This window comes from Buttiauxella sp. AC142 (assembly GCF_979253435.1).
Genome location: NZ_CEEDCH010000001.1, coordinates 3055577 through 3082524 on the forward strand (window position 1 = coordinate 3055577; position 26948 = coordinate 3082524).

The 26948-nt window shown below is 49.9% G+C and carries 22 protein-coding genes, 1 tRNA gene and 1 pseudogene; 17 read left to right on the top strand and 7 right to left on the bottom strand.

Annotation, left to right across the window (positions count from 1 at the left end; translation table 11 throughout):
* Positions 1-50: 50 nt before the first annotated feature.
* From AC0IWZ_RS14220 to yejF, 4 genes and pseudogenes are all read left to right on the top strand, one after another.
* Positions 51-1859, top strand: a complete 1809-nt coding sequence (locus AC0IWZ_RS14220) for an extracellular solute-binding protein (RefSeq protein ID WP_471676979.1) — start codon at positions 51-53, stop codon at positions 1857-1859.
* Positions 1860-1867: 8 nt separating this feature from the next.
* Positions 1868-2965 carry a microcin C ABC transporter permease YejB gene (locus AC0IWZ_RS14225; protein WP_471676978.1) on the top strand — a complete coding sequence of 366 codons (1098 nt, stop codon included), beginning with the start codon at positions 1868-1870 and terminating at the stop codon, positions 2963-2965.
* Positions 2962-3986: pseudogene (locus tag AC0IWZ_RS14230) on the top strand (microcin C ABC transporter permease). Before AC0IWZ_RS14225 ends, AC0IWZ_RS14230 begins: the two are co-directional and overlap by 4 nt.
* 1 nt (position 3987) lies before the next feature.
* A complete protein-coding gene (yejF, locus tag AC0IWZ_RS14235; RefSeq protein WP_471676977.1) occupies positions 3988-5577 on the top strand; it encodes a microcin C ABC transporter ATP-binding protein YejF in 1590 nt (529 codons plus the stop codon).
* A 12-nt stretch (positions 5578-5589) separates the two neighbouring features.
* Here yejF and AC0IWZ_RS14240 read toward each other — a convergent pair whose 3' ends face one another.
* The 3 genes from AC0IWZ_RS14240 to rsuA all read right to left on the bottom strand — a co-directional run bounded on the left by AC0IWZ_RS14240 (position 5590) and on the right by rsuA (position 8203).
* Positions 5590-5937, bottom strand: coding sequence for a YejG family protein (locus AC0IWZ_RS14240; RefSeq protein WP_034497123.1), 348 nt, complete (start codon positions 5935-5937; stop codon positions 5590-5592).
* A gap of 346 nt (positions 5938-6283) precedes the next feature.
* Positions 6284-7480 (bottom strand): Bcr/CflA family multidrug efflux MFS transporter, encoded by a 1197-nt coding sequence (locus tag AC0IWZ_RS14245; RefSeq protein ID WP_115627766.1) that lies wholly within the window; start codon positions 7478-7480, stop codon positions 6284-6286.
* A gap of 15 nt (positions 7481-7495) precedes the next feature.
* Positions 7496-8203, bottom strand: a complete 708-nt coding sequence (gene rsuA / locus AC0IWZ_RS14250) for a 16S rRNA pseudouridine(516) synthase RsuA (RefSeq protein WP_034497065.1) — start codon at positions 8201-8203, stop codon at positions 7496-7498.
* Positions 8204-8389: 186 nt separating this feature from the next.
* On the opposite strand from rsuA, the gene radD reads away from it, so the two are divergent.
* The gene (gene radD / locus AC0IWZ_RS14255; RefSeq protein ID WP_471676976.1) at positions 8390-10150 is read left to right on the top strand and encodes a DNA repair helicase RadD; all 1761 of its coding nucleotides are present in this window, start codon (positions 8390-8392) and stop codon (positions 10148-10150) included.
* A 126-nt stretch (positions 10151-10276) separates the two neighbouring features.
* Positions 10277-10561, top strand: a complete 285-nt coding sequence (gene rplY, locus AC0IWZ_RS14260; RefSeq protein WP_034497069.1) for a 50S ribosomal protein L25 — start codon at positions 10277-10279, stop codon at positions 10559-10561.
* Positions 10562-10610: 49 nt separating this feature from the next.
* On the opposite strand, the gene yejK is transcribed toward rplY, so the two are convergent.
* Positions 10611-11618: a nucleoid-associated protein YejK gene (gene yejK, locus AC0IWZ_RS14265; protein WP_115627764.1), complete on the bottom strand. Its 1008-nt coding sequence runs from the start codon at positions 11616-11618 to the stop codon at positions 10611-10613.
* A 138-nt stretch (positions 11619-11756) separates the two neighbouring features.
* Between yejK and AC0IWZ_RS14270 the strand changes: the two genes are divergently transcribed.
* The 4 genes from AC0IWZ_RS14270 to AC0IWZ_RS14285 all read left to right on the top strand — a co-directional run bounded on the left by AC0IWZ_RS14270 (position 11757) and on the right by AC0IWZ_RS14285 (position 16548).
* Positions 11757-11984 carry a YejL family protein gene (locus AC0IWZ_RS14270; RefSeq protein ID WP_034458713.1) on the top strand — a complete coding sequence of 76 codons (228 nt, stop codon included), beginning with the start codon at positions 11757-11759 and terminating at the stop codon, positions 11982-11984.
* A 19-nt stretch (positions 11985-12003) separates the two neighbouring features.
* Complete coding sequence (gene yejM / locus AC0IWZ_RS14275) at positions 12004-13767, top strand: LPS biosynthesis-modulating metalloenzyme YejM (RefSeq protein WP_471676975.1); 1764 nt, start codon at positions 12004-12006, stop codon at positions 13765-13767.
* A gap of 77 nt (positions 13768-13844) precedes the next feature.
* A tRNA-Pro gene (locus AC0IWZ_RS14280) sits at positions 13845-13921 on the top strand.
* A gap of 518 nt (positions 13922-14439) precedes the next feature.
* The gene (locus AC0IWZ_RS14285; RefSeq protein ID WP_034497076.1) at positions 14440-16548 is read left to right on the top strand and encodes an EAL domain-containing protein; all 2109 of its coding nucleotides are present in this window, start codon (positions 14440-14442) and stop codon (positions 16546-16548) included.
* On the opposite strand, the gene AC0IWZ_RS14290 is transcribed toward AC0IWZ_RS14285, so the two are convergent.
* Complete coding sequence (locus AC0IWZ_RS14290; protein ID WP_471676974.1) at positions 16513-17793, bottom strand: Y-family DNA polymerase; 1281 nt, start codon at positions 17791-17793, stop codon at positions 16513-16515. The two genes, AC0IWZ_RS14285 and AC0IWZ_RS14290, sit on opposite strands and share 36 nt — an antisense overlap.
* Before the next feature lie 2 nt (positions 17794-17795).
* Positions 17796-18179, bottom strand: coding sequence for a translesion error-prone DNA polymerase V autoproteolytic subunit (umuD, locus tag AC0IWZ_RS14295; RefSeq protein ID WP_471679042.1), 384 nt, complete (start codon positions 18177-18179; stop codon positions 17796-17798).
* Positions 18180-18395: 216 nt separating this feature from the next.
* Here umuD and AC0IWZ_RS14300 point away from each other — a divergent pair, with 216 nt between their 5' ends.
* Positions 18396-19676 carry a DUF445 domain-containing protein gene (locus tag AC0IWZ_RS14300; RefSeq protein ID WP_410373386.1) on the top strand — a complete coding sequence of 427 codons (1281 nt, stop codon included), beginning with the start codon at positions 18396-18398 and terminating at the stop codon, positions 19674-19676.
* Between the two features lie 46 nt (positions 19677-19722).
* Here the strand turns inward: AC0IWZ_RS14300 and AC0IWZ_RS14305 are convergent, their stop codons facing one another.
* Positions 19723-19872: an AcrZ family multidrug efflux pump-associated protein gene (locus tag AC0IWZ_RS14305; protein ID WP_034497082.1), complete on the bottom strand. Its 150-nt coding sequence runs from the start codon at positions 19870-19872 to the stop codon at positions 19723-19725.
* Between the two features lie 128 nt (positions 19873-20000).
* On the opposite strand from AC0IWZ_RS14305, the gene modE reads away from it, so the two are divergent.
* From modE to galM, 6 genes are all read left to right on the top strand, one after another.
* On the top strand, positions 20001-20792 hold the full coding sequence (gene modE, locus AC0IWZ_RS14310; protein ID WP_034497085.1) for a molybdenum-dependent transcriptional regulator: 792 nt from the start codon (positions 20001-20003) through the stop codon (positions 20790-20792).
* A gap of 76 nt (positions 20793-20868) precedes the next feature.
* Positions 20869-22350, top strand: coding sequence for a molybdate ABC transporter ATP-binding protein ModF (gene modF, locus AC0IWZ_RS14315; protein WP_471676973.1), 1482 nt, complete (start codon positions 20869-20871; stop codon positions 22348-22350).
* Positions 22351-22562: 212 nt separating this feature from the next.
* A complete protein-coding gene (gene galE / locus AC0IWZ_RS14320) occupies positions 22563-23579 on the top strand; it encodes a UDP-glucose 4-epimerase GalE (protein WP_034497090.1) in 1017 nt (338 codons plus the stop codon).
* A gap of 9 nt (positions 23580-23588) precedes the next feature.
* Positions 23589-24635, top strand: coding sequence for a galactose-1-phosphate uridylyltransferase (gene galT / locus AC0IWZ_RS14325; RefSeq protein ID WP_471676972.1), 1047 nt, complete (start codon positions 23589-23591; stop codon positions 24633-24635).
* Between the two features lie 3 nt (positions 24636-24638).
* Positions 24639-25787 (top strand): galactokinase, encoded by a 1149-nt coding sequence (gene galK, locus AC0IWZ_RS14330; protein WP_471676971.1) that lies wholly within the window; start codon positions 24639-24641, stop codon positions 25785-25787.
* On the top strand, positions 25781-26821 hold the full coding sequence (galM, locus tag AC0IWZ_RS14335) for a galactose-1-epimerase (protein WP_259266702.1): 1041 nt from the start codon (positions 25781-25783) through the stop codon (positions 26819-26821). The genes galK and galM overlap by 7 nt, the downstream gene beginning before the upstream one ends.
* Positions 26822-26948 lie beyond the last annotated feature (127 nt).

Below are 26948 nucleotides of genomic sequence, written 5' to 3' on the forward strand. Positions count from 1 at the left end.
GGTATAACTTATGATTCATCATCATGACGTTACAAGGATTGGCCCATACGATGTTAGCTCGCGCCTTCGCTCTGCTAAGCCTTTGCCTGATGACTTTCCAAAGCCAGGCCGAAAACATCAAGGAAAGTTATTCATTTGCCGTTTTAGGTGAGCCTAAATACGCCATCAATTTCACCCATTTCGATTACGTCAATCCTGCGGCCCCAAAGGGCGGAAACATCACGCTCTCGGCGATAGGGACCTTTGATAATTTCAACCGTTATGCTTTGCGTGGCAATGCGGGTGTGCGCACTGAAACTCTTTATGACACGCTGTTTACCACTTCCGATGATGAACCCGGCAGCTACTACCCGTTAATTGGTGAAATGGCGCGTTACCCTGACAACTTTGCCTGGGCTGAAATCGAAATTAATCCTCGGGCGCGTTTTCATGATGGCACCCCGATTAAAGCCAGCGATGTTGCCTTCACTTTTAATAAATTCATGACCGAAGGTGTACCGCAGTTTCGGCTGATTTATAAAGGTGCGAAGGTCAAAGCTATCGCGCCTTTAACGGTGCGCATCGAGCTTGCAGAACCGAGCAAAGAACGAATGCTGGGGCTGTTCTCTCTGCCAGTGTTCCCTGAGCAATTCTGGAAAGACCATAAGCTCAGCGACCCCCTTTCTAAGCCACCTCCAGCCAGCGGCCCTTATAAAATTACCGCGTGGCGTATGGGGCAGTACATCACCTATTCACGCGTCAGAGATTACTGGGCCGCCAATTTGCCCGTCAACCGTGGGCGCTGGAATTTTGACTCCATCCGTTATGATTATTATCTTGACGATAATGTCGCCTTCGAGGCCTTCAAAGCCGGTGCGTTTGATTTTCGCAACGAAGCATCGGCCAAGAACTGGGCAACCCGTTACATCGGTAAAAACTTCGCTAATCATTTCATCGTCAAAGAAGAACAACCTAACGAAGCGGCGCAAGATACGCGCTGGCTGGCTTTTAATGTCCAACGCCCGATCTTTGCAGACCGAAAAGTCCGCGAAGCCGTTGGCCTGGCATTTGATTTTGAATGGATGAACAAGGCGCTTTTTTATAACGCCTACAGCCGTGCCAACAGCTATTTCCAGAACACCGAGTATGCCGCTCGTGATTACCCTGATGCCGATGAGCTGACTTTACTGGCCCCGATGAAAAAAGACTTACCGCCAGAAATCTTCACGACTGTCTACAACCCGCCAAAATCCAGCGGAAATGGTTTTGATCGTGACAATCTACTCAAAGCTCTGGCGTTATTCAAAGAGGCTGGATGGGAACTTAAAGACCAAAAACTTATCAATGTTAAAACGGGGAAACCCTTCACCTTTGAATTACTGACGGCCACTACCGGTAATACACAATGGATTTTACCCTTCCAGCACAACCTGCAACGACTGGGGGTCACGATGGAAATTCGCCAGGTCGATAACTCGCAACTGACCAACCGCCTGCGCACCCGCGATTATGACATGATGCCAACACTCTACAGCGCAATGCCTTACCCCAGCGCGGATGTACAAATCGCGTGGGCATCCGAATATGTCGATTCCACCTACAATGCCCCTGGCGTAAAAAACCCGGTCATCGACAAACTGGCTTCTCAGATTGTGGCTAATCAAGGTAATAAACAAAAACTGCTGCCGTTAGGCCGTGCGCTGGATCGTGTTCTGACGTGGAATTATTACATGATTCCCATGTGGTACATGGCCGCAGACCGCTTTGCCTGGTGGAGTAAATTCTCAAAACCTGCGATTCATCCGTTATACACCACCGGGTTTGATACCTGGTGGTATGACGTCAACAAAGCCGCTCAACTACCAGAAAACCGACGTTAAGGGCACACATGGGAAGTTATCTGTTACGTCGCATGCTGCTAATCATCCCCACGTTATGGGCGATCATCACCATCAATTTTTTCATTGTTCAGATAGCGCCTGGCGGCCCTGTTGATCAGGCTATCGCCGCCATTCAGTTAGGTCACGGCGTCGGTGTTCCTGGTATGGCAACAGACACCATGGGCAGCGGCCATGCCCGTGTTGGCGTAGCTAACGCAACTGACAGCCAGTATCGCGGTGCTCGCGGCCTCGACCCGGAAGTGATTGCCGAAATCACCCATCGCTACGGCTTTGATAAACCCATTCATGAACGCTACTTCAAAATGCTGGGCGATTACCTGCGTTTTGATTTTGGCAACAGCCTGTTTCGCAGCGCATCGGTTTTAAACCTCATCAAAGAAAGCCTGCCGGTTTCTATCTCGATTGGTCTGTGGAGCACCTTAATTATCTACCTGGTGTCGATTCCGCTCGGCATACGAAAGGCGGTCAGCAATGGCAGCAGTTTTGATATCTGGAGCAGCACTTTTATTATTATTGGCTATGCGATCCCAGCCTTCCTGTTCGCTATTTTGCTGATTGTTTTGTTTGCCGGCGGCAGTTATCTGGACTGGTTCCCGCTGCGTGGTCTGGTTTCTACCAATTTCGATACCCTGCCGTGGTACGGGAAAATCATTGATTATCTTTGGCACATCACGCTGCCAGTATTAGCTACCGTGGTTGGCGGTTTTGCGACGTTAACGATGCTGACGAAAAACTCATTTCTCGACGAAATCCGCAAGCAATACGTCGTTACGGCTCGAGCCAAGGGGCTGGATGAAAATAAGATTCTCTACCGGCATGTGTTTCGCAACGCCATGCTTTTAGTGATTGCCGGTTTTCCTGCCACGTTCATCAGTATGTTTTTTACCGGGTCGCTGCTGATCGAAGTAATGTTTTCACTTAACGGACTGGGATTGCTCGGCTATGACTCGACTATTTCTCGCGACTATCCGGTGATGTTTGGCACACTTTACATTTTTACCCTGATTGGTCTGCTGCTTAATATTCTGAGCGACATTACTTACACGCTGGTTGATCCGCGTATTGATTTCGAGGGGCGAGGATGAGCCGTTTAAGTCCCGTTAATCAGGCCCGCTGGGCGCGTTTACGCCAAAACAAACGTGGCTATTGGTCGCTATGGATGTTCGGCGTTCTGTTCTTGCTCAGTCTTGGATCTGAGTTGATAGCCAACGATCGTCCGCTCATCGTGCATTATCAGGAACGTCTCTATTTTCCTTTCCTCACCAATTACAGTGAAAGCGATTTCGGCGGCCCGCTGGCAACCCCTGCTGATTATCAGGATCCGTGGCTTGCGCAACGCCTGAACCAAAATGGTTGGGTGCTGTGGGCGCCGATCCGCTTTGGTTCTAATGCGATTAACTTTGCCACCACGGTTCCTTTTCCTTCCCCCCGAGCAGCCAGAACTGGCTTGGAACAGACGCTAATGGCGGCGATGTGCTGGCGCGTATTCTTTACGGCACGCGTATTTCAATCCTCTTCGGCCTGATGCTGACGCTATTTTCCAGCGTTATTGGCATTCTTGCAGGCGCGGTACAAGGCTATTACGGCGGGCGGGTGGATTTATGGGGGCAGCGTTTTATCGAAGTATGGTCAGGAATGCCGACGTTATTCCTGATAATCCTGCTTTCAAGCGTCATTCAGCCGAATTTTTGGTGGCTGCTGGGTATTACCGTTTTGTTTGGCTGGATGAGTCTGGTGGGCGTGGTACGTGCTGAGTTTCTCCGTACGCGAAACTTCGACTATATTCGCGCCGCGCAGGCTATGGGCGTGAGTGACAGGTCAATCATCCTGCGTCATATGCTGCCCAACGCCATGGTGGCTACGCTGACATTTTTGCCGTTTATCCTTTGTGGTTCCATTACCACTCTCACCTCGCTGGATTTCTTAGGCTTCGGACTACCGCTTGGTTCTCCGTCCCTCGGTGAATTACTGTTACAAGGGAAAAATAACCTTCAGGCTCCGTGGCTTGGGATTACCGCATTTTTCTCTCTGGCCATTTTGCTGACGTTACTTATTTTTATTGGCGAAGCAGTGCGCGACGCCTTTGACCCGAGCAAGGCGCACTGATATGACGACTCCACTGCTGTCCATTAAGAATTTATCCGTAGCTTTTCGCAGCGGCGATACCATCAGGCAAGTGGTGGATGATTTATCACTTGAGGTGAATGCGGGCGAAACGCTGGCGCTGGTTGGCGAGTCCGGTTCCGGAAAAAGCGTTACGGCGTTATCGGTTTTGCGCTTATTGCCGGCACCACCGGTGCTTTATCCCGCTGGTGAAATCTTCTTTAAAGGCCAGGAATTGTTACACGCGCCTGAACGATTGCTTCGTACCGTGCGCGGAAATAAAATCGCCATGATTTTCCAGGAGCCAATGGTTTCGCTCAATCCGTTACACAATATTGAAAAGCAGCTTTATGAAGTGTTATCCCTGCACCGTGGCATGCGCCGTGAAGCGGCACGTGCAGAAATGCTGACTTGCCTCGATAGAGTCGGGATTCGCAACGCGGCAAATCGTTTAAGTGACTTTCCGCACCAGCTTTCTGGTGGCGAGCGCCAGCGTGTAATGATTGCAATGGCGCTGCTCACCCGCCCGGAACTGCTGATTGCCGATGAACCGACGACCGCGCTGGACGTCACCGTGCAGGCGCAAATTCTGCAACTGCTCAAAGAACTCAAACAAGAGCTAAATATGGGGCTGTTGTTTATCACTCATAATCTCAGCATCGTTAAAAAGCTTGCAGATAATGTGGCGGTCATGCGCTACGGCAAATGTGTTGAGCAAAACTCGGCGGTGAAATTGTTATCTGCGCCGCAACATACCTACACTCAGCAACTGCTGGCGGCAGAACCTTCTGGCAGCCCGCGTCCGGTTGACGAGTCGAATCCTCCCCTACTCAAAGTTCATGATTTACAAGTCGCCTTCCCCATTCGTCGGGGCCTGCTCAAGAAAACCATCGGCTACAACTATGGGATTAAAGATCTGAGTTTTTCGCTTCGTGCCGGTGAAAGCATCGGCCTGGTTGGGGAGTCGGGTTCGGGGAAAAGTACCACTGGCCTTGCGCTGTTACGGCTCATTCATTCCAGCGGTGAGATTTGGTTCGATGGGGTGGCGTTACATGAACTTAATCGCAAAAAGCTGCTGCCTTTGCGCCGTCGTATTCAGGTCGTTTTTCAGGATCCGAATTCATCGTTAAATCCGCGACTGGATGTTTTACAGATTATTGAAGAGGGTTTGCGCGTCCATCAACCTGCGTTAAGTGCTGCGCAACGCGAGCAGAAAGTGATCGTTGCCATGCAGGAAGTGGGATTAGATCCGGAAACAATGCACCGCTATCCAGCGGAGTTTTCAGGCGGGCAGCGACAGCGCATTGCGATTGCCAGGGCGCTCATTTTGCAGCCAGAGTTGATGATTCTTGATGAACCGACCTCTTCGCTCGATCGCTCCGTCCAGGCGCAAATTCTTGCACTGCTGAAGTCATTGCAGGAAAAACATCAGCTGGCCTACATTTTTATCAGCCATGATTTGCGAGTGGTGAAGTCTTTGTGCCATCAGGTTGTGGTGTTGCGGCAGGGTGAAGTGGTGGAACAAGGGGCATGTCAGCAAATTTTTGCCGCGCCTCAGGCGGAATATACACGTCAGTTACTCGCACTTGCCTGATGAATGTGAGCGTTAAAATGGATTAGCGCTGGAGAAAGACTCTGCAATCGCGACGCCAAAGTTTTTCAGGCGGCAGGTTGCGGTTTGTTCATCCTGGCGATTAACAAACAGACAAGGCTGGCCTTCACACTCGACAACCGCAGAATCCACTTCAATATCTCGTAACGCGAGGCTTAATTTTTGCATCGTCGGCCAGGCTGAATCACTGTTACTGTCGCTCAGCAATTTAAGGCCAATCAGACAATTTTCAGCGCCCTGCCCATTTTGCGGAATCGGTTCAACTCTGGAACCTGCAAAACCTGCCAGCCAACGATAGCTATGTGGTAAGCGATGAACGATGGAAAGCTGTAACGTATTCACTGTGGTATCCCCAAAAAAATCCAAAATTATTTCACAAACGGTTTACATAAAGGTTAACACAATGTTGGTTAATTGTGTGTGAACAACCTGGAAACCGCTTACATCCGTTGTAATTATTTGTCTACCATTTCACATTTAACGTTTTATTTTTGTGGAGCTGCACACGTTTCGGCGCTATATGTAACGCTTTCTGCGATGTAACTCAACCTTTTTAACTACAAGAATGTGACTTTTTGTTGTTGATGCGTTTACATTTGAGAAACAAATTGTAGGCTTTTGTGTGAGATTTTCGTTGATTTGGATTAAAGAACGGGCATCTGGCGATACCCGTTTTATGACTTTAGGATTATTTCGTCGCTAAGCGAGGACGACTGGCATAGACATAGAAAACGATTGAACACGTAGCGCATACCGCAATCGACCAAATCATAGGCCACGCGGTGTTAAAGGTCGCAATCGAGAGCAATGCGCCCGTTAATGCGCCGATGCCAAAGCGGAATGTCCCTGCCAATGAAGAGGCGGTTCCCGCCATATGGGGAAATTCATCAAGAATAACCGCCATCGCATTCGAAGAAACCATCGACACGCAGCCGACAAATACCGCAATCCCCAGCACCATCGACCAAAAGCCGAGATCCAGCCCAGTGCTCACCACCAGCCAGATTGCCATAGCAAACTGCACAAACAGCCCGAAGCGGAACATTGCCAGTGGGCCAAAATGGCGCACAAAGCGACTGTTAATCAGCGTCATGATGATCAAGAAGACAATGTTAAGCGCGAAGTAGTAGCCGAAATGCTGCGGCGCGACATGATTCAGCTCGATGTAAACAAACGGCCCAGCGCTCAAAAATGAGAACATTGCCGCAAAGCTGAAACCGCTCGCCAGCATATAACTCAACACACGTTTGTGGCGGAACAATGTGGCGAAGTTACCGATCGTCGTACGCAAATGAAACTTCTGGCGACGCTCAACCGGTAGCGTTTCGTGGATCAGGAAGAAAATCATCCCTGAAGCCAGCAGGGCTGCCAGCGCCAGAATCCAGAAGATGGCGTGCCAGCTAAACCACACCAGCACCGCGCCCCCAACCATTGGCGCAACCAGCGGCGCAATGGTTGTTATCAGCATGACGAACGACATCATGCGTGAGAACTCTTCTTTCGGATAAATATCGCGCATCAGGGCATTGATCACGACACTTGCAGCGGCAGCCGACAGGCCATGAAGAAAACGCATCGCAATCAGGTGATCAATTGTCTGTGAAAGCGCACAAGCAATTGCCGCCGCGGCAAAGATGAGCGTCCCCCCGAGCACCACAGGCTTACGACCAATGCTGTCAGCCATCGGTCCATAAAATAGCTGGCCGATAGCGAAACCGAGAATATAGGTGCTTAGCGTCATTTGCGCGCTGCCAGCCGGCACGCCAAATTCCGAGGCAATAACCGGCAAAGCCGGTAAATACATATCGATGGACAGCGGCATTAACATGGCCAACAGGCCAAGTATCACCACAATACCAATTGACGAGTTTTGCTTACTACTCAACACATCCTCCGGGGATTAACGTGGCGGCATGCCAAAGCTTGCAATTTCTTCTTCGGTTAAGCGGCGATATTCACCTGGTGCGAGACTGGCGTCCATTGCAACAGCGCCAATACGCTCACGATGCAGGCCTACAACATGGTTCCCCACTGCGGCGAACATGCGTTTTACCTGGTGATAACGCCCTTCTTTAATGGTCAAACGCACCTCAAGCGGCGTGATGACTTCCATAACCGCCGGTAACGTCAGATCTTTTTCATTATGCAATTGAACGCCTGCGGCGAATTGTTCTGCCGTGTCATCGGAGACAGGATTTTCCAGCGTCACCAGATAGGTTTTTTCACAATGATGACGCGGAGAAGTAATGCGATGCGACCATTGCCCATCATCGGTCATCAGCACCAGCCCTGTGGTATCAATATCCAGGCGCCCTGCAGCATGCAGTTTGTGCGCCATCGGCTCATCCAGGAAATAGAGCACGGTCGGGTGATCCGGATCTTCGGTGGAACAGACATAACCCTGCGGCTTATTAAGCATAAAGTAGCGAGGGCCATTTTCCTGAGTCAACGAACGGCCATCAAACTCAACCTGATGTTCCGGGTTCAGTTTAAAAGAGGCGTCACGCACTACTTCACCATCAATGGTGACACGGCTGGCACGGATTTCACGGCCAGAAATAGCGCGGCTCACGCCAAGTTGCTGAGAGATAAATTTATCGAGTCGCATTAAAATATTGCCTGTTTCAAAGAGGAGCCAGCACCAAATGGCCAGCAGGGCATTCGCCCATTTTATAAGGAAAAATTGATTTGCCTGTTAATTAGTTTGCCAGTATAGCGGGATAGAAAACTCTCTCAAGCTAAAACCCTGTTTCATGGCATAATCGACGCTGATGTTTCATAGACCTGATCAATAATGTCCTTTATCTTACGCCCCTACCAACAAGAAGCCGTGGACGCCACGCTCGCCCATTTCCGCAAGCACATCACGCCAGCCGTCATTGTGTTGCCAACGGGTGCGGGGAAAAGCCTGGTGATTGCCGAACTTGCCCGAGTTGCTCGCGGACGGGTGCTGGTGCTGGCGCACGTCAAAGAACTCGTGGCGCAAAACCATGCAAAATATTGTGCGCTAGGGCTGGAAGCCGATATTTTTGCCGCCGGGCTGCAACGTAAAGAGAGCAACGGCAAAGTGGTTTTTGGCAGCGTGCAGTCTGTTGCACGTAATCTTGAGCAATTCCAGGGCGCGTTTTCATTACTGATAGTCGATGAGTGCCACCGTATCGGCGATTCCGACGACAGCCAATATCAGCAAATCCTTGCCCATCTACGCTCTGCGAATCCGAAGCTGCGCCTGTTAGGTCTGACCGCCACGCCTTATCGTTTAGGAAAAGGCTGGATTTACCATTTTCACTATCACGGCATGGTGCGCGGCAACGAAAACGCCCTGTTCCGGGACTGTATTTACGAATTACCGCTGCGGTACATGATTAAGCATGGCTATTTAACACCGCCAGAACGGCTGGACATGCCGGTAGTGCAGTACGATTTCAGCCGCTTGCAGGCGCAATCCAATGGCCTGTTTAGCGAAGCGGATCTTAATCGCGAGCTGAAACAGCAAAAACGCATTACCCCGCATATCATCAGCCAGATTGTTGAGTTTGCCGCCGACCGGCGCGGCGTAATGATTTTTGCCGCCACTGTCGAACACGCTAAAGAAGTCACCGCGCTGCTACCCTCTAACGATGCCGCGTTGATTACGGCTGATACCCCAGGACCAGCGCGCGATACATTAATTGAAGCCTTCAAAAATCAGCAATTCCGTTTCCTGGTGAATGTTTCGGTGCTCACCACGGGCTTTGACGCGCCACACGTCGATCTGATTGCCATTTTACGCCCGACGGAATCCGTCAGCCTTTACCAGCAAATTGTGGGTCGTGGTTTGCGCCTGTCGCCTGGCAAAAAAGATTGTTTAATCCTCGATTATGCAGGCAATCCCCATGACTTGTTCACGCCGGAAGCCGGCGCTGCAAAAGGCAAAAGTGACAACGTGCCCGTGCAAGTCTTTTGCCCTTCCTGTGGTTTTGCCAATACTTTTTGGGGCAAGACCACCAGCGACGGCACATTGATTGAACACTTTGGCCGCCGCTGTCAGGGATGGTTTGAAGATGACGATGGCTCCAGGGAGCAGTGCGATTACCGTTTCCGCTTCAAAAATTGCCCGCAATGTCATGCTGAAAACGATATCGCTGCACGTCGCTGCCACCAGTGCGATCACGTTCTGGTCGATCCTGACGATATGTTAAAAGCCGCGCTGAAATTAAAAGACGCGCTGGTTCTACGCTGCGGGGGCATGACGCTTCAACACGGGGGCGACGATAAAGGTGACTGGCTGAAGATCACCTATTTTGATGAAGATGGCGCAGATGTCAGCGAACGGTTCCGCTTACAAACGCCAGCCCAACGCATGGCATTTGAACAGCTGTTTATTCGACCACACAGCCGTGCGCCAGGCGTGCCGCTGCGCTGGATAAACGCCGCCGATGTCGTCGCCCAGCAATCGGCACTGCGCCATCCGGATTTTGTCGTTGCCCGCAAAAATGGCAACTTCTGGAACGTGCGGGAAAAGGTATTTGATTACGAAGGCCGCTTCCGCCGCGCGAATGAATTGCGTGGTTAAAGGTTCTTTTCATTGAAGCCGAGGCCAGATATGGCTATAATCCCGCCCGCTTTTGCATCCGCAAAGCAGATCACTTACCTGTTGCTGGGTCGCCTGTAACAGGATTATTTAAGAGAGAAACAGTTAATGTTTACTATCAATGCAGTAGAACGCAAAGAGCAGGGCAAGGGTGCGAGCCGCCGCCTGCGTGCAGCTAACAAATTCCCGGCAATCATCTATGGTGGTTCCGAAGCTGCGATCTCTATCGAACTGGATCACGACAACGTAATGAACCTGCAAGCTAAACCAGGTTTCTACGAAGAAGTTCTGACTCTGGTTGTAGACGGTAAAGAAGTTAAGGTTAAAGTTCAGGCTGTTCAGCGTCACCCGTTCAAGCCAAAACTGAGCCACATCGACTTCGTTCGCGCTTAATCGCGAATTTAGCTCGAAAAAAAACCCGCTTCGGCGGGTTTTTTTATGGCTATTTTCCAGAACTGCGGCGTTGTAACTGGTCGCGCAGATTCGGTGGCGTGCCCTTAATGGTCAGCGTGTCAGTCGCTGGATCCCAGTAAATACGCTCGCCTAATAACATGGCGTCAAAGCTAATCGTTAACCCACCACCGCTACCGGCGAATTTGGTTAACTGGCGCAATGTGCCACGGTCAGCCGGGAAGCTCTCTTCCAGTTCATAGCCTTTATCAGCGGTGAACTGCTGGAAGTTTTTGTCGTCAACCGCCCACGGTAGCTCATCAGCCAGCGAAGAAAGCTCAATCTCTTCCCCAGACTGGAGTTGCTCGTTGCAGTATGCATAAACCTGCTGACGCGCGGCCTGACGCTCATTTTTATCCAGTTGCGCTTCGTTGGTGAAGTCGTCCAACGCTTGCAACAAGCCTTTGTTCTGCGCTTTGGCGTTCAAACCTTCGCTGGCACCGAGGAAATCCATAAAGAAGTCAGAAACTTTGCGCCCTACTCGTCCTTTCAGGAACGTCAGGTACCGCGTGGATTCTGGATTGGTTTCCCATTCGGTCAGATCAATTCGCGCCACGATATCGGCGTGGTTGATATCCAGGTGATGCGTTGAACTGATATCCAGCTCTTCGTTGACGCGCATACTGCTTAAATTATTCAGTACCGCCACCAGCAAATATTCCACAGCCAGGTAACGATATTGGCAAAACAGCACGATGCCGCCATCCGCAAATGGATATTTCGCCAGTTCATCACGCAGTCGGCCAGTGGCTGCGCGGCTGAATGCGAGGAAATCCTCATCGCCTTTACGCTGCGAGCGTAACGCTTGCGCCAATTCACTCTCTTCGCTGAACAGACCATAGGCTTTATTTTTTGCGCTGTAGACGCGATGCAATTCAGCCATCATCTCTTCTACGGCGCCGTTCGTTGCCAACAGAGAATCGCGCAACACAACTTCAAGTGTCTGCTCGCCGCGCTTGATTAACTGGTGTAAGGCAATCTGGTCGATATCCAGACTCATGATAAACTCTCCTTTTAGACTCGGCGGTATTCAACCATTGCCTGAAGCCATGTGCAACATCACCTAAATAATTCAAGAAAAATAGGTCCTGCTACGGTAAGATAACGCCCTTTCCTGAATCTAATTGATTGTTAATTTATGCCACAAATATCCCGTTATAGTGACGAACGCGTCGAAGAACTGTTGAGTGAACTGGCAAGCGTGCTGGAAAAGCACCAAACGCCAACCGATCTTTCCCTGATGGTACTGGGAAACATGGTCACCAACTTAATTAATACCAGCGTAGCTTCTGCTCAACGCCGCTCGTTGGCTCGCTCTTTCGCTGAGGCGTTGCAAGCCTCCGTGAGCGAAGACAAAGCTCATTAAGGGATCGTAGTTACACGTTATGGTGACTAACCGTCAGCGCTACCGCGAAAAAGTTTCCCAGATGGTCAGCTGGGGACATTGGTTCGCCTTGTTCAATATCCTGCTGGCAACACTGCTGGGTAGCCGCTATTTGTTTGTCGCCGACTGGCCGACAACGCTCACGGGTCGTATTTATTCCTGGCTGAGTGTTATCGGTCATTTTAGCTTTGTGGTGTTCGCCGCCTACTTGCTGATTCTCTTCCCGCTAACGTTCGTTGTGATGTCACAACGCCTGATGCGCTTTGTCTCGGCAGCGCTCGCTACCGCAGGCATGACGCTGTTGCTTATCGACAGCGAAGTCTTTACTCGCTTCCATCTCCACCTTAATCCGATTGTCTGGGAACTGGTGATTAACCCCGACCAGAGTGAGATGGCGCGCGACTGGCAACTGATGTTTATCAGCGTGCCGGTGATTTTATTAATTGAAATGCTGTTTGCGACCTGGAGCTGGCAGAAACTGCGCAGCCTGGGGCGGCGCAAACACTATGCAAAACCTGTGGTCGTGCTGTTCTTCGTCGCCTTCTTCAGTAGCCATATTATGTATATCTGGGCCGATGCGAATTTCTATCGCCCGATAACCATGCAGCGCGCCAACCTACCGCTGTCTTACCCGATGACGGCCCGCCGCTTCCTCGAAAAACATGGCCTGTTGGATGCAAAAGAGTACCAACGCCGCCTCGTGGAGCAAGGTAGTCCTGAAGCGGTATCGGTGCAGTATCCACTGAGCGACCTCCAATTCCGTGATATGGGCACCGGGCACAACGTATTGCTGATTACAGTCGACGGCCTGAATGCTGAACATACGCAGAAAGATTTGCCGAACCTGAGCGAGTTTGCGGCGGGCAATATCAACTTTACGCAACATATGAGTGCGGGCAACGGGACCGATAACGGTATCTTTGGCCTGTTCTACGGTATTTCGCCAGCCTACATGGATGGCGTGTTATCCGCCCGAATTCCTGCGGCTTTAATTACGGCATTGAACCAGCAAGGCTATCAACTGGGGCTGTTCGCCTCCGATGGTTTTGACTCGTCAATGTATCGCCAGGCCCTGCTCTCAGACTTCTCTTTGCCTTCAGCAAAAAGCCAGTCTGACGAGCAAACAGCGACGCAATGGGTTAACTGGCTAAACCAATACGCGTCCGAAGATAACCGCTGGTTCTCCTGGGTTGCTTTTAATGGCACCAATATTACAGCAGACACCAATCAGCAGGCCTTTGCTCGTCGTTATGCTCGCGCAGCGGTTAGTGTTGATGAGCAAATCAAACGTGTACTTGATGCGCTGGAAGCCTCCGGGAAGCTCCAGAATACGGTGGTAATTATTACCGCAGGTCATGGCGTGCCGCTGGGTAAAGAGCAGGAATCCTTTGCATGGTCACGCTCACGTATTGAGGTGCCATTAGTTATCCATTGGCCTGGCACACCAGCGCAAACCATCACCAAGCTCACTGACCATCAAGATGTCATGACAACCCTGATGCAGCGCCTGTTGCACGTTAAAAATCCAGCCAACGAGTATTCACAAGGTGAAGACTTGTTTGCCGCGACACGTCGCAATAACTGGGTTGTGGGTGCGGATAACAACAGCCTCGCGGTCACTCTTCCTGACATGACGTTAGTGCTTGATAATAACGGTAACTATCGGATGTATGATTTGCAGGGTGAACGCATCAAAGAAACCAAGCCTCAACTTGGGTTGTTGCTCCAGGTGCTAACCGACGAGAAGCGTTTCATTGCTAACTGATTGTTTATTTATTAACCAGTTAGCAAAAAGCTGTCTTGCAAACGATCGCGAAAAAGGTAGTATTATTTGCACGATCTCGGCACGTAGCGCAGCCTGGTAGCGCATCGTCATGGGGTGGCGAGGGTCGAGAGTTCAAATCTCTCCGTGCCGACCAACATCTCCTTCGAAAGCAGCCTGTTATGGCTGCTTTTTTATTGCCTGTAATTTAACTTATATCAGGTGTACAGATAATCACACCTGAATGCGTAATTTTGAACATTTACCAGAGTTACTTAGCAGTACAAATATTGTTACCCTAGATTAAATATACCCCCAGGACTGTGGGTGTTTAATATTTTTGGCTGGGGTTAGCAGGTTATTAACGATGTTATCAAACTATTGTAAGGCATTTGTTATTTTTCTTGTGCTGGGGTCTGTCTTCTTTATCACTGGATTAGTATCGAAGGTACTGGCTACCTTTGTTATTGGTACCATTCTCGTCGTTGCTTTTATGAGAGGGTGTAATAGTTAAACCACAGATGTCTCTTTGTTATCGAAGTGTATTTAAAAAATAAATTGAAAAGGTATTTAATAATTTAATTATGAAGTAAATATCATTTATTCCATTTTTTAGTCATGCAATTGTCCATTTAAATACAATTATCAATAAGCATACATATTTCAGGTAACTTTGTGAGAAAACTGTGGCTGTACAACAATCTGCTGCATCGTCTGCATAACAGTCAAAGTCGTTTATTAAACAATCGATTTGCTCATGCCATTATTGCCAGTACCATGGCAATTGTCCCTTTATCAATCGTCCGGGGACTCGTCATTACTGCATCAGTCATCTGTGATACCACCGGATTTAATAATGCTGCCATCTGGTTCATGCAGCTCCAGGTTGGTTTTTTAGCGCTGGCACCGTTGGTAATGAACATCTATGTCGCGGTTCACTGGGCTGTCAGAAACCGTCTCTCACAGATTTACTGTATTGCACTAAGCATCAGCACCTTGATGATCTTCCGCCGAATCCTTGATGATAATGCACAGTTCTTCTTAGACATCAGTATCCCCCTGGCGCTGGCTTCTGGAGTCTTCGGCAATTACCTACAAGAAGTGGTGAGCGAGAATCTGCTAAAACTCCGCTTATGGAAAGACAATAGCTATACGAATATCATCTCTTTTTTTGCCACGCTGGGTATTATTGCGCTCTTTAGTTGTGCCATTAAACTGGGTGCTGCCATTTGGCTGAAAAGCGGGATGGATTTTCTCAATAACTTGTCCATGTATTTTTATCCAAAAGATTTTTTACATGGCATTTCATATGTTCTCTTGCGTACGGTGCCATGGTTCTTTGGCCTTCACGGTTATTACCTATTTTTGGATATTGATGTTGCTTTTACTGCGGCACAAAAAATAAATATCAATGACTGGCATACTCTTCATCACCCGCTGAATATCCTTAGCCCTGTATTCTACGATATGTGGTGCAATGCTGGCGGAACGGGTAATACCGTGAGTTTGATAATTTGTATTTTCATGGAAGCCAAAAGCCCCCATCGCCGCTTGTTAGGCGTAGCGGCTCCCATGGCAATTTTTAATATCAATGAGCCTCTCATTTTTGGTTATCCGATTGTCCTCAACCCCGTCATGATTATCCCGTTTGTCCTTGTTCCCTTAATGTCTTACCTGGTCGCATACGGCGCAACTTATCTGGACATGGTTCCGCGGATTTCCGAAATCGTCAGTTGGTCAACGCCTTCTCCAGTCAAAGTCTGGCTCGCCAGCGGCCACTCTGTGAGCGCTGTGTTTTTGTATCTTCTGATTATTAGCCTTGGGGTCGTTATTTATCGCCCCTTCGTTACCACTTCACTTAAACAATCGGTTCCCGACAATTCCGACCTGGATTTACTCACGGGTGAGATGAATATGACTCAACCGACAGATTTTGAGATGGTGCCGAATTACAGCCATATTGTTGAAGGGAACAGCTACATTGAAGCCCAAAGACAAATTGAGAAGCTGCAAAACAGCGGCCAGTTCATTCTCTATTTTCAGCCACAGGTGCGTTTATCCGATCATATAATCGTTGCCCTTGAGGTTCTGATTCGCCATCAAAGCGATAGCGGAAAAATAACACCGCCTGTTTTCCTCAAATATTATGAAAGAACAGGGTTGATGCCGGAGATGGACTTCTGGGTAATGGAACATGCATTAGATTATGTTCGGGAGAATATGTCTGATGCAGAAAATATGACGCTGTCCGTCAATATTTCACCTCAGACACTGGTCGATTACAGATTGCTGAATGTGGTTCGCAAAGTGTTAGCAAAGCCACTCCCCACTGGATGGCAGCTGGAATTTGAGATTACTGAATCACAAAAGGTGCAGGAGCCGGTGCGTGTCGCAGAGGTTCTGGAAAAGATGCGAAGTTTGGGTATTAAAATCGCACTGGATGATTTTGGCTCTGGCTATTCAACCCTGCATTATCTGACTCGTTATCCTCTGGATAAAATAAAATTAGATAGATCAATGGTGTTGGGCCTCGCCAAACCCGATGGATTTAACTTCCTGCGACAAGTGGTGAAGTTATGTATGGTAGTTAAATGTGAAGTTCTTATTGAAGGCGTTGAAACGCAAGACGAATTAGCTCAAGTACAAATGGCGGGTATTGAGTTTTGCCAGGGTTATTTTTTCCATCGCCCATTACCTGGCAATGTGGTGTGCCAGCTGTTAACGGAACAGCATAAGAAAATGAGCCTCTCACATGCTCCCCGATTTAACCCTCAACAAATCTGAAAGCCGGGTCGTATAACGCGGTGACAACATCGCTCTTTTCATCTGCCACGGCTGCTCAATCCCCTGCCCCACAAAATAAATCGTCCCTTTGCCTTTCTTCTTATTAATGTCGTCTATCACCTGCATCAGCATTTCGCTGTTGGCTCGCGGCGGGTTTTCATCAAAGAGATTGAGCTGTGCGATACCCTGGCTGAAAAAGTCACAAAGCATCACCCCTGCTTTTTGATAGTGGTGCCCACCTCTCCAGATGCTATTCAGGCAGCGTGTCGCCGCATCAATAATATCTCTGGTGTCCTGCGTTGGGGTAAGGAGTTTCACCATCGCCTGGTTGCCGTAGTAAGGTTCATTCACCGTGAAAGGGGATGTTTTAACAAAAGCAGAAATATGACGACAATACTGGTGTTCGCCCCTGAGCTTTTCTGCGGCACGTGCCGCATAGCTGCAAATAGCCTGACGCATATGTTCATACTCAGTCAGCCGCTCCCCAAATGAGCGCGAGCAGATGATTTCCTGTTTCGTGGGAGCAAACTCTTCAAATCCCAGGCAAGATTCCCCACGCAGTTCACGAACCGTGCGCTCGAGCACGACACTGAAATGTTTACGTATAAAACGGATATCCGCATCAGCCAGTTGCAGGGTCGTTTTAATCCCCATCGCTTCAAGCTTTTTACTGATTCGACGACCAATTCCCCACACTTCGCCAACCGGGAACGCTGCCATTAATTGGCGTTGCCGCTCCCGGCCAGACAGGTCGACAACACCACCCGATTCCAGCGGCCACTGTTTTGCTGCGTGATTAGCGAGTTTGGCTAAGGTTTTTGTCTGGGCAATCCCCACGCCTACCGTTAAATGCGTGCGCTGCGAAAGAGTGGAACGGATTTCCCGGCCAAGATCTTTCAGATTTCGGCAATGACTCACGCCAGAAAAATCACAAAAAGCCTCATCGATTGAATAGATCTCAACCCGGGGGCAAATTTCCTCCAGCGTCATCATGACGCGATGTGACATATCAGCATATAACTCGTAATTACTGCTAAAAGCGGTCACGCCTTGTTGGCGGAAGAGATCTTTCTGCTTGAAATACGGGCCGCCCATTTGCACACCACAGTTCTTTGCCTCGGCGTTTCGCGCAATCACGCAACCATCATTGTTACTTAAAACCACCACCGGTTTGCCTTTCAGATCAGGCCTGAATATGGTTTCGCAACTTGCGTAAAAACTGTTTACATCAACCAGGGCAAACATAATTACCTCGTTGATTTCACGATATAAGTCACCACGCCAAACACCTCAAGCGCCTCATCTGAACCGAGATGAATAGGTTTGCAGGCGCGATTAAGCGGCATGAGCTGAATAACGGGTCTGAGTTGCAATTGTCTGACGACGAATTCGCCATTCACCGCCGCAATCACAATATCGTTATGGACCGCCGTTTTGGCGCTATTAACCACCAGCAAATCGCCATTGCTGATACCCCCTTCAATCATCGAATCGTCCGATGCCCGCATGTAGTATGTGGCAGTCGGATGTTCATCCACTAATTGACGAATATCGATGCTCTTTTCTGCATAATCCTGCGCTGGTGATGGAAATGCGCCCATAGTTACGCTCCGTAACCTGTTGATGAACAGAAAATAAAAAGAGTTAGCGGTGCCATAAAATCCTCACAAAGAATAACTGTATATATATACAGTATCGTTAAATGTGCGTTCCAGGCAAGTCGATTACAGGAAGATTCTTATAACGATTTGAAGGTGTGGAAAATTTAGTTAATCGAAATAGAGCGAGATTAATCGCAACGCAAATTTGTTCTACCGATCCGCTGCGTGCCGTTCTATGCTTAGTTAATGGAGAAAATAGCTGAACTAAAACGCACCAAGCGCCTTGCGCTGTCCCTACTGCTGGTTGCCGCTGTAACGTTTGTGACTACCCTCTTTTTACCACCGGGTTTCTGGGTGAGCGGCTTAAAAGCTATCGCCGAAGCCGCAATGGTGGGTGCGCTCGCTGACTGGTTTGCCGTGGCAGCGCTGTTTCATCGCGTACCGATTCCCTTCATCTCTCGTCATACGGCGATTATTCCGCGCAATAAAGACCGCATTGGTGAAAACCTGGGCATTTTTGTGCAGGAGAAGTTTCTTGATACCCAGTCCCTGATTGCCTTAATTCGCCGCCACGAACCGGCGCACATGATTGGCCAGTGGTTCAGCAAGCCCGACAATGCGCAGCGCGTCGGGCAACATCTGTTGCAGGTGATGAGCGCATTTTTAGACTTAACTGACGATACACGCATCCAACGCTTAATCCGCCAGGCGGTTCATAAGGCCATCGATAAGGTCGACTTGACCCATTCCAGTGCTCTGCTGCTGGAAAGCCTGACTAAAAATAACCGCCATCAGGAGTTACTCGACTCCGTTATTGCCCAGATGCTGGCGCTGATAAAACGTGAAAGCACGCGGGCCTTTATTGCCCGTCAGATTGTCCGCTGGCTGGAAACAGAGCACCCACGCAAGGCCAAAGTATTACCCACCGAATGGCTGGGGGAGCACAGCGCCGATTTGGTTTCCAGTGCGGTCAATTCGTTTCTGGATGACGTCAGCCACGATCAGGGGCACCAGATCCGTCAGGCTTTTGATCGCGCGACGTTAAAGCTCATCGACAATCTTAAAAACTCGCCGCAAATGGCTGAAAAAGCCGACAGCATAAAAAGTTATTTGAAAGAGGATGAGGCTTTTAACCGCTATCTGGGCGAACTGTGGGGCGATTTGCGCGAATGGTTGAAAGTGGATGTTAATTCTGAAAATTCGCGCATGAAAAAGCGCATTGCAGAGGCTGGGCAGTGGTTGGGAGAGACGCTGGTTGCCGATAGTGCACTGCGCGCATCACTCAATGAGCATCTGGAGCTAGCGGTGCAGAAAATGGCACCTGAGTTTGCCACTTTCCTGACTCGCCATATTAGCGATACGGTCAAAAGCTGGGATGCACAGGATATGTCGCGGCAAATCGAGCTGAATATAGGCAAAGATTTACAGTTTATCCGCATAAACGGCACGCTGGTTGGTGGCTCTATCGGACTGGTGCTGTACCTGCTTTCACAGATCCCGGCAGTATTGCCGTTGCTGAATTTCTGAAGGGAAGAGAAGAAATGCAACGCCCGCTGATGCGGGCGTTAGGAAATCAATGGTTTTTTTTCGGTTGGTCGTTGTGACCGACTTTTGAGAAGACGTTAAAGACTTCACCCAATCCATAGATAAGACCGAGAATCACCGCCATTACGATTGGCACCATGACCACGGCAAACACCAAGCTTTTCAATAACTCTAACATGGATGCCTCCAACAAAAGTGAGAGCGGCTATTCTAACGACCTGACAGAAAAACGCACTCTCCTTTTGTGCGATTTGCCCAACCCCACGCAATAGAGGAAAATGGCGTTTTCTTTATTGCGGAGAGGTTATGCAAGCTGAAATTCTACTGACGCTGAAACTCCAGCAGCGGCTGTTCGCCGATCCACGTCGTATCGCGCTACTTAAACAAATACAACATACCGGCTCAATTAGCCAGGGCGCAAAACTTGCGGGCATTAGCTACAAAAGTGCCTGGGACGCCATCAATGAGATGAATCAACTGAGCGATGAGACGTTAGTTGATAGAGCAACAGGCGGCAAAGGCGGCGGCGGCGCGGTTCTTACGCATTACGGTGAACGTCTGATTCAGCTTTATGAATTGCTCGCGCAAATCCAACAAAAAGCCTTCGATGTGCTGCGTGATGACGCGCTACCACTCGATAGTTTGCTCGCTGCAATTTCTCGTTTTTCTCTGCAAACCAGCGCTCGCAACCAGCTTTTTGGCACCGTTTTACGGCGTGATAGCGAACAAGTGCAGCAACACGTTGATATTTTATTGGCTGATGGCTCAACGCGTTTGCAGGCAGCCATTACGCGCCAGAGCGCAGAGCGCCTGGGTTTAAGCGAAGGCAAAGAAGTTCTGGTACTGATTAAAGCGCCGTGGGTGGAAATTACCACTGATGCCAAACGTGCCAGCGGTGCAGACAACCAGCTCCCCGGTATTATCAGCAATATTCAGCAAGGGGCTGAGCAAAGCGAAGTGCTGGTGCAATTGCCTGACGGGCAAACGCTGTGCGCCACCATGCCGAACACTGTAGTGGAAATCCAGAAACTGGTAGAAGGTGCTGAAGTCATAGCATTTTTTAATGCCGATCGCGTGATTATCGCCACTCTGTGCTAAAACCGCGCAGCGAATTGACAACACCGCAGGCAATCCGTAAATCTGGGCTTAATCACTGCAAAAAATGGGATGGTTTATGTCGACGTTGCAAATTTCGCAAGGAGTCTTTCACCTTAGCGACACCCGAACTCTTGCCCTCAATGATTTAGCCATTAACGCCGGTGAAAGCTGGGCGTTTGTGGGTGCCAACGGCAGCGGTAAATCAGCCCTTGCCCGGGCATTAGCCGGTTCACTCCCCCTGCAAAAGGGCGAGCGCCAGTGCACATTCACCCGGATTGCCCACCTTTCTTTTGAGCAACTGCAAAAGTTAGTCAGCGATGAATGGCAGCGCAATAACACCGATTTATTGAGTCCTGATGAAGACGATACCGGTCGCACCACGGCGGAAATTATTCAGGATGAAATCAAAGATGAAGCCCGCTGCCAAAAGTTAGCGGAGCTTTTCGGCATCACATTGTTATTAACTCGCCGTTTTAAATACCTTTCCACAGGTGAAACGCGCAAGGCACTGCTCTGCCAGGCGCTGATGCCGCAGCCTGATTTGCTTATTTTTGATGAGCCATTTGACGGGCTGGATGTGAAATCCCGCGAGCAACTCGCCGCATTATTAGGTGAGTTGAGTACGCAGGGCTACACCGTCGTATTAGTGCTTAACCGCTTTGATGAGATCCCTGATTTTATACAAAACGCTGGTGTGCTGGCAGATTGTGCGCTGATTGAAGTCGGTGAAAAACAAAAGCTACTGGAACAGGCGCTGATTGCACAACTGGCTCACAGCGAAAAACTGGCAGGCGTGGCGCTGCCGGAGGCTGACGATCCGAGTGCACGCTATACGTTGCCTGAAAACCAGCCACGTATTGTGCTGCGCGATGGTGTGGTGGAATACAATGACCGGCCTATCCTGCACAAACTTTCCTGGACGGTAAACCCTGGGGAACACTGGCAAATCGTCGGCCCGAACGGTGCAGGGAAATCGACGTTATTAAGTCTGGTCACGGGCGATCATCCCCAGGGATACAGCAACGATCTGACGCTGTTTGGTCGTCGTCGTGGCAGCGGCGAAACCATCTGGGATATCAAAAAGCATATTGGCTACGTCAGCAGTAATTTTCATCTGGATTACCGCGTCAGTACAACGGTGCGAAACGTGGTGCTTTCAGGCTATTTTGATTCGATTGGCATCTATCAGGCAGTTTCCGATCGCCAACAAAAACTTGCCCGTGAATGGCTGAACATGCTCGGCATGGACAACGCGATTGCAGATGCGCCCTTCCACAGTCTTTCATGGGGCCAACAGCGTCTTGCATTGATTGCGCGTGCACTGGTGAAACACCCAACACTGCTGATTCTCGATGAACCACTGCAAGGGCTTGATCCACTGAATCGTCAGCTGGTGCGCCGTTTCATTGATATCTTGATTGGCGAAGGAGAAACCCAGTTGCTGTTTGTTTCTCATCATGCGGAAGACGCACCGGAATGCATCACCAGACGGTTAACGTTCGTGGCAGACGGCGACGCTTATCGTTACCAGTTTGAATATTTAGCTGCCGCGCGTTAAACACTTCATCGGTAGGGTGGATTTTATCCACCCTACTTTCAGACAACCCGCAACATCCCTACGACACCTATTTGTTTTATAATCACTTTTCTGGCTTTTGAGTGCGTCTGAAACATTAGTGTAAACGATTCCACTAATTTAGCCCGTGTCACACTTTTCGCATCTCTGTTATGCTATGTTTATTACATACCATACGCGCAATGGAGCGAAAAATGAGAGTGTTGGTAACAGGTGGTAGCGGTTACATTGGCAGTCACACTTGTGTGCAACTGCTGCAAAATGGCCACGATGTCGTCATTCTGGATAACCTCTGCAACAGTAAACGCAGCGTGCTGCCGGTGATTGAACGTCTTGGCGGGAAACACCCGCTGTTTATTGACGGCGATATTCGTGATGAAGCCTTACTGGCTGAAATTTTCCACGATCATCAAATTGATGCTGTTATCCATTTTGCCGGGCTTAAAGCCGTAGGCGAGTCGGTTAACAAGCCGCTGGAATATTACGACAACAACGTCACCGGTACTTTGCGCCTGATTTCTGCGATGCGTGCCGCCAACGTCACCAACTTCATCTTCAGCTCTTCCGCCACCGTTTATGGCGATCAGCCACAAATCCCTTACGTTGAAAGCTTCCCGACCGGTACGCCTGCAAGTCCATATGGTCGTAGCAAGCTGATGGTTGAACAGATTCTGGCTGATTTACAAAAAGCCCAGCCAAGCTGGAGCGTGGCTTTACTGCGTTACTTCAACCCGGTCGGCGCGCATCCGTCAGGAGATATGGGCGAAGATCCGCAAGGTATTCCAAACAACCTGATGCCGTATATCGCGCAGGTTGCCGTCGGGCGTCGCGATTCGCTGGCGGTGTTTGGTAATGATTACCCAACCGAAGATGGCACAGGTGTCCGCGACTATATTCATGTGATGGATTTAGCCGACGGTCACGTTGCTGCTATGCAAACGCTACAAGGCAAGCCTGGCGTGCATATCTATAACCTCGGTGCAGGCGTTGGTAGCAGCGTGCTGGATGTGATCAACGCTTTCAGTACCGCTTGCGGCAAGCCGGTGAATTATCACTTCGCCCCGCGCCGTGAAGGCGATCTCCCCGCTTATTGGGCAGATGCCACCAAAGCCGACCAAGAACTTAACTGGCGTGTCAGCCGGACTCTGCAAGAAATGGCAGATGATACCTGGCGCTGGCAATCTCGCCATCCTCAAGGTTATCCAGACTAAGGAAATGTGATGGAGCAGTTTAACCCGGTGGATCATCCACATCGTCGTTACAACCCATTGACCGGACAATGGATCCTGGTTTCCCCGCATCGGGCTAAACGCCCATGGCAAGGGGCGCAGGAAACACCGTCCCAAGAAACCTTACCGACGCACGATCCGGATTGTTTCTTGTGTCCTGGTAATACGCGCGTAACGGGCGATAAAAATCCGCAATATACCGGCACGTTTGTTTTTACTAACGACTTTGCCGCGCTGATGACAGACACCCCGGATGCACCTGAAAGCAGCGATCCTCTGTTACGTTGTGAAAGCGCACGCGGTACCAGCCGGGTTATCTGTTTTTCACCCGACCACAGTAAAACGCTGCCGCAGCTTTCTGTCGCCGCGTTGGAAGAAGTGGTGAAAACCTGGCAAGAACAGACTGCGGACTTAGGCCAAACCTACCCGTGGGTGCAGGTTTTTGAAAATAAAGGCGCGGCGATGGGTTGTTCCAACCCGCATCCGCACGGCCAGGTTTGGGCAAATAGTTTCCTGCCCAATGAAGTGGCGCGTGAAGATGTATTGCAGCGCGAATACTTTGCTGAAAATGGCTCGCCAATGCTGGTCGATTACGCACAGCGCGAGCTTAAAGATGGCAGCCGCACGGTTGTTGAAACCGAACACTGGATTGCGGTGGTGCCTTACTGGGCGGCCTGGCCGTTCGAAACGCTGCTGCTACCAAAAACGCATATCCTGCGCATCACCGATTTAACGGCAGAACAAAGCAGTGATTTAGCCGTCGCGCTGAAAAATCTGACCAGCCGTTATGACAACCTGTTCCAGTGCTCATTCCCCTATTCTATGGGCTGGCACGGCGCACCGTTTACTGGTGAAGAAAACAGTCACTGGCAACTGCATGCCCACTTCTATCCTCCATTGCTGCGAAGTGCGACGGTGCGTAAATTTATGGTCGGTTATGAAATGCTGGCTGAAACTCAACGTGATTTAACCGCAGAGCAAGCCGCAGAACGCTTGCGTGCAGTGTCCGATATCCACTTTCGCCAATCCGGAGAATAAAAAATGAGTCTGAAAGATAATACCCAACACATCTTTGCCGAGAAATTTGGCTATCCGGCGACCCACACCATTCAGGCTCCGGGGCGCGTAAACCTGATTGGCGAACATACCGATTACAACGACGGTTTCGTGCTGCCTTGCGCAATCGACTACCAGACAGTAATCAGCTGCGCGAAACGTGACGACCGCATGGTTCGTGTCATCGCTGCGGATTATGACAATCAAGTGGATGAATTTTCACTGGATAAACCCATTCTGAGCCACGATACACAGCAATGGTCTAACTACGTGCGCGGTGTTGTTAAGCATCTGCAAAAACGTGACAAGAACTTTGGTGGCGCTGATTTAGTGATCAGCGGCAACGTACCCCAGGGCGCGGGTTTGAGTTCATCAGCCTCTCTGGAAGTGGCGGTCGGTACGGTGTTCCAGAAGCTTTATCATCTGTCCCTTGATGGTTCACAAATTGCGTTGAATGGCCAGGAAGCAGAGAACCAGTTCGTCGGCTGTAACTGTGGAATTATGGATCAGCTGATTTCAGCGTTAGGCAAGAAAGATCACGCATTACTGATCGACTGCCGCACGCTGGGCACCAAAGCTGTTTCGATGCCAAAAGGCGTGGCAGTTGTCATCATCAACAGTAATTTCAAACGCACGCTGGTCGGTAGCGAATACAACACCCGCCGCGAGCAATGCGAAACGGGCGCACGTTTCTTCAGCCAGAAGGCGCTGCGTGACGTGCAACTGTCCAAATTCAATGAAGTGGCTCATGAGCTTGACCCGGTTGTGGCTAAACGCGTGCGCCATGTCCTGACTGAAAACATCCGTACCGTTGAAGCCGCTGACGCGCTGGCAAAAGGTGACTTGCTGCGAATGGGTGTGCTGATGGCTGAATCTCACGTATCAATGCGCGACGATTTTGAAATCACCGTACCGCAAATCGATACGCTGGTTGAAATCGTGAAAGCGACTATCGGCGATAAAGGCGGTGTACGTATGACGGGTGGCGGCTTCGGCGGTTGCATCGTGGCGCTTATCCCGGAAGATTTGGTTCCAGCGGTTAAACAAGCGGTCGAAAAACAGTACGAATCGAAAACCGGTATCAAAGAAACCTTCTACGTTTGCAAACCTTCGGAGGGCGCTGGCCAATGCTAAAAGAGACTCCACAGCTCGCACCAGACGGGCAACCTTTCCGCATCTCCACCCTGCGCAATAGCGCGGGGCTGGTTGTCACCGTGATGGACTGGGGCGCAACTTTGCTGTCATGCCGCGTACCGATGAAAGATGGCAGCGTGCGTGAAACGCTGCTCGGCTGCGAAACGCCGGAAGATTATCTGAATCAGTCGGCTTATCTGGGCGCAACCGTAGGACGTTATGCCAACCGCATTGCTAACAGCCAGTTTGAGCGTGACGGTGTTACCGTAAACGTCACTGCGAATCAGGGCGCACACCAGTTGCATGGTGGCCCGGACGGGTTTGATACCCGCCGCTGGCGCATTGTGCGTCAGAACGAGCATGAAGTGCTATACACGCTTGATTCGCACGATGGCGACCAGGGCTTCCCAGGCGAGTTACGCGCTACGGCGCGTTATGCGTTAACCGAAGATAACTGCATTACTGTTGAGTTCCGGGCAAAAACCAGCAAGCCGTGCCCGGTGAATCTGACCAATCATGCGTATTTCAACCTTGATGGACAGCAGAATGATATTCGCCAGCATCGTCTGCAATTGTTGGCTGACAGCTATTTGCCCGTCGACAGCAGCGGTATTCCGCAAGCCGGGCTTAAAGATGTGGATGGCACCAGCTTTGATTTCCGCACACCAAAAACTATCGCTGATGATTTCTTGAGTGATGACGATCAGGTACTGGTGAAAGGCTACGATCATGCTTTCTTACTACAGGCGCAAGGCGATGCCAGCCTGCCCGCAGCACACGTCTGGTCGAGCGACAATAAACTGCAAATGACGGTCTACACCACGGCACCAGCGCTGCAATTTTACAGTGGTAATTACCTTGATGGCACGCCTGCACGGGAACAAGGTACTTACAGCGCATACCAGGGCCTGGCACTGGAAAGCGAGTTCCTGCCAGATAGCCCAAACCACCCTGAATGGCCGCAGCCCGATTGCTGGTTACAGCCCGATGATGAATATCTGAGCATTACAGAGTACGAATTTACTCCACTCTAAGTTTTTCGCCCTCCTTCACGGAGGGCGATTATTATTCAGATCGCTGGATTTCCCGCCATTTAGCGACAAAAATATAACAACCGTTCACATCCACCTTACACTCCACACTCTTTTTCGCTATGTTAAA

Bases quoted from the DNA above. Each gene is read 5' to 3' on its own strand.
- radD (WP_471676976.1), top strand. From the start codon at position 8,390: ATGTCCTTTATCTTACGCCCCTACCAACAAGAAGCCGTGGACGCCACG.
- yejF (WP_471676977.1), top strand. From the start codon at position 3,988: ATGACGACTCCACTGCTGTCCATTAAGAATTTATCCGTAGCTTTTCGC.
- AC0IWZ_RS14225 (WP_471676978.1), top strand. From the start codon at position 1,868: ATGGGAAGTTATCTGTTACGTCGCATGCTGCTAATCATCCCCACGTTA.
- galE (WP_034497090.1), top strand. From the start codon at position 22,563: ATGAGAGTGTTGGTAACAGGTGGTAGCGGTTACATTGGCAGTCACACT.
- yejK (WP_115627764.1), bottom strand. From the start codon at position 11,618: ATGAGTCTGGATATCGACCAGATTGCCTTACACCAGTTAATCAAGCGC.
- AC0IWZ_RS14305 (WP_034497082.1), bottom strand. From the start codon at position 19,872: ATGTTAGAGTTATTGAAAAGCTTGGTGTTTGCCGTGGTCATGGTGCCA.
- AC0IWZ_RS14220 (WP_471676979.1), top strand. From the start codon at position 51: ATGTTAGCTCGCGCCTTCGCTCTGCTAAGCCTTTGCCTGATGACTTTC.
- AC0IWZ_RS14290 (WP_471676974.1), bottom strand. From the start codon at position 17,793: ATGTTTGCCCTGGTTGATGTAAACAGTTTTTACGCAAGTTGCGAAACC.
- rsuA (WP_034497065.1), bottom strand. From the start codon at position 8,203: ATGCGACTCGATAAATTTATCTCTCAGCAACTTGGCGTGAGCCGCGCT.
- AC0IWZ_RS14270 (WP_034458713.1), top strand. From the start codon at position 11,757: ATGCCACAAATATCCCGTTATAGTGACGAACGCGTCGAAGAACTGTTG.
- yejM (WP_471676975.1), top strand. From the start codon at position 12,004: ATGGTGACTAACCGTCAGCGCTACCGCGAAAAAGTTTCCCAGATGGTC.
- modE (WP_034497085.1), top strand. From the start codon at position 20,001: ATGCAAGCTGAAATTCTACTGACGCTGAAACTCCAGCAGCGGCTGTTC.
- AC0IWZ_RS14300 (WP_410373386.1), top strand. From the start codon at position 18,396: ATGGAGAAAATAGCTGAACTAAAACGCACCAAGCGCCTTGCGCTGTCC.
- galT (WP_471676972.1), top strand. From the start codon at position 23,589: ATGGAGCAGTTTAACCCGGTGGATCATCCACATCGTCGTTACAACCCA.
- galK (WP_471676971.1), top strand. From the start codon at position 24,639: ATGAGTCTGAAAGATAATACCCAACACATCTTTGCCGAGAAATTTGGC.
- galM (WP_259266702.1), top strand. From the start codon at position 25,781: ATGCTAAAAGAGACTCCACAGCTCGCACCAGACGGGCAACCTTTCCGC.
- rplY (WP_034497069.1), top strand. From the start codon at position 10,277: ATGTTTACTATCAATGCAGTAGAACGCAAAGAGCAGGGCAAGGGTGCG.
- modF (WP_471676973.1), top strand. From the start codon at position 20,869: ATGTCGACGTTGCAAATTTCGCAAGGAGTCTTTCACCTTAGCGACACC.